The organism is Planktothrix sp. FACHB-1355 (assembly GCF_014748295.1).
Classification (GTDB): Bacteria; Cyanobacteriota; Cyanobacteriia; order Cyanobacteriales; family Aerosakkonemataceae; genus Aerosakkonema; species Aerosakkonema funiforme_A.
This window is the reverse complement of the sequence record NZ_JACJUP010001106.1, coordinates 1-2,338: the sequence shown is the minus strand read 5'-3', so window position 1 is coordinate 2,338 and position 2,338 is coordinate 1. Positions and strand designations below refer to the sequence as shown.

Below are 2,338 nucleotides of genomic sequence, written 5' to 3'. Positions count from 1 at the left end.
GCTCTCCCCTCTTATTTTTGACTTTCTTAAGGTACGGATATCTACCCAGGTATCTGTCCTGCGATCGCTGCCCTGTGGGGATCGAAAGCGTTAAATTAGAAATGTGTAAAGATGCGTTAACAAAAATTTGCACCAGCCAGAAACACTGGAGTGTTACTTTCAAATGAGCTGAAATAGGCTTGGTTTTATGTACAAAAAACTGCTTTCTACAATCAAACCGCTTCTGAAACCTGTGTTAATTGCTGGCCTTGTGCTAACCTTAGCGCTGGGTCACGCTGATGGAGCTTTGGCCGCTCGTACAGGTGGCCGAATTGGCGGCGGTTCTTTTAGAGTACCCAGCTCCACGTACACATCTCCGCGTACCTATGCGCCACCATCGGGAGGGTATTATTACCCTGGCGGTGGATGGGGATTTCCCTTCCTGATTCCATTTTTTGGCATTGGAGGCGGGTTTGGTGGTTTATTCACTATTCTGATATTTATTGCGATCGCCAACTTCTTGGTGCAAAGTTTCCGTCGCATCGGTTCTGGTGAAAGTACCGAAATGACCTACAGCAGCAATCCTGCCGTTTCGGTAGCGCGTTTGCAAGTCGGTTTGCTGGCGAACGCACGCGGTCTGCAAAAGGAACTCGATCGAATTGCAGAAACTGCCGATACCGGTTCCGCCGCAGGTCGCGCTGAAGTATTGCAGGAAACTACTTTGGCTTTGCTGCGCCACCCCGAATACTGTGTCTATGCCGGTGCTGAAAGCCAGCAAACTCGTTTAGAAGCCGCAGAAGCTCAGTTTAACCGCCTATCTCTGGCAGAACGCAGCAAATTTACGGCAGAAACTCTCTCCAACGTTAACAATCAACTGCGGCAAGCTAATTCCCAAATAGCTTTACCGGCAGGGGAAACCTCTGGCGAACTCGCTAACCTGAGCGAAGGGCCAAGTCAATACATTGTCGTTACTCTGATCGCCGCTACACTGAGTAAGCTGCAATTGCCAACAATAAATAATTCTGAGGATCTGCGTCAAGCTTTGCGCCAGTTCGGTGCTATTCCCGCCGACCAATTGCTGGCGATCGAAGTTCTCTGGGCACCGCAAGCAGAAGGCGATACCCTCACGTCTGAAGACATGATTGTCGAGTATCCAAACTTGAAACTGATTTAATGGCGATCGAATTTTAAATAAAAAACAGGGGTTGGAGTTAAGCCCCTGTTTTTTTTGCTGATCTTTTAGAGTGATAATTCCCATGCAGTTTACCTCACTGCTTGCTTCATTTCGCCAATCGTTGTAGATGTTAATTCATGCCTACAAGTTGCGTATTCTGGAAGCTTATGTGTAAATGTTTTATTTTCTGGTTTGCGATCTTCTGCATAAGTCTCGCTGACTATCCATAGGGGCCACAACAAACTAATCCAGAGGCTGGATAATTTACTATAATTACTTTTTAATTCCGAACTCTCAGAATTGTCAGTTAAATGGCTCAAAAAAGCTAAATAACAAACAGAACCGGAGAAAAAGTAAGTTGTTGCAGAGAAGGCTAAAAGAATTGCAGTCATGTTCAGCACCTTAAATAAACTATTCGTGTTTGTCTAGCAATATTGACCGTCCAGCCCAAAAAAACCTCATTTTTATAGAATTGCTGAAATTAGTTGGGATATAATTCCTAAAATCTGCTTCTTAACAAGATTCCGTGACTGGAAATTAACTATCCGACTTGAGTCTTACGTGTAATTGCTGAGCTTTTGATTTTTTGTGTTTCAGCTATCGTAAATATACGGTGGATTTTCCAGAAATTGTTTGTGCAAATAAAGTTTTTACAAAATCTTTGCTAAATCTTCATCTAAACTTCATAAAAGAAATTATATGCAGGTATGAAATTACTTCCCTGGATAGATGAGATATGAAAGCGTGATTCAATTAGGGCACGGGGCTAACTGCCTCTGCGTCCGTGCCCCTTCTCAGTCAAATTACTTATAGCTTTTTTGTGTGCTTCGGTAGCGGAGAAATTCAGCCAGAAAGGCCACTACCCCGGACACCACCATAAGTACAACGCTGAGTGCGTTGATGTCGGGTTTTACTCCAGTGCGGATGCGGCTGAAAATTTCCATTGGTAGGGTATTGGCACCGCTACCGGCGGTGAAACTGGCAATCAGAAAGTCGTCTAAGCTGAGAACAAAAGCGAGAAGACAGCCAGAAATTATACCGGGCATTAGTTGGGGTAGCAATACTTTGATGAAAGCTTGGGCTGGCGTAGCGCCCAAATCGAGGGCAGCTTCTTCCAGGTGGGGGTCTAAGTCTGCCAGTCGGGTAGAAACGACTACACCTACGTAGGCGAGGCAGAAAACGACG

Annotated in this window: 3 protein-coding genes; 1 reads left to right on the top strand and 2 read right to left on the bottom strand. The window is 45.1% G+C overall.

The window, feature by feature from the left end; translation table 11 throughout:
• Nucleotides 1–187 precede the first annotated feature (187 nt).
• Nucleotides 188–1,153: a DUF1517 domain-containing protein gene (locus tag H6S82_RS29550; RefSeq protein WP_190464595.1), complete on the top strand. Its 966-nt coding sequence runs from the start codon at nt 188–190 to the stop codon at nt 1,151–1,153.
• Nucleotides 1,154–1,242: 89 nt separating this feature from the next.
• Here the strand turns inward: H6S82_RS29550 and H6S82_RS29545 are convergent, their stop codons facing one another.
• Both H6S82_RS29545 and H6S82_RS29540 read right to left on the bottom strand, forming a co-directional pair.
• A complete protein-coding gene (locus H6S82_RS29545) occupies nt 1,243–1,545 on the bottom strand; it encodes a hypothetical protein (RefSeq protein WP_190464596.1) in 303 nt (100 codons plus the stop codon).
• Between the two features lie 411 nt (nt 1,546–1,956).
• Nucleotides 1,957–2,338: ABC transporter permease subunit (locus tag H6S82_RS29540; protein WP_191057202.1), on the bottom strand; the 382-nt coding region annotated here is incomplete at its 5' end.

Excerpts from the sequence above, each read along its gene's own strand:
- H6S82_RS29550 (WP_190464595.1), top strand. The coding sequence starts at position 188 with ATGTACAAAAAACTGCTTTCTACAATCAAACCGCTTCTGAAACCTGTG.
- H6S82_RS29545 (WP_190464596.1), bottom strand. The coding sequence starts at position 1,545 with ATGACTGCAATTCTTTTAGCCTTCTCTGCAACAACTTACTTTTTCTCC.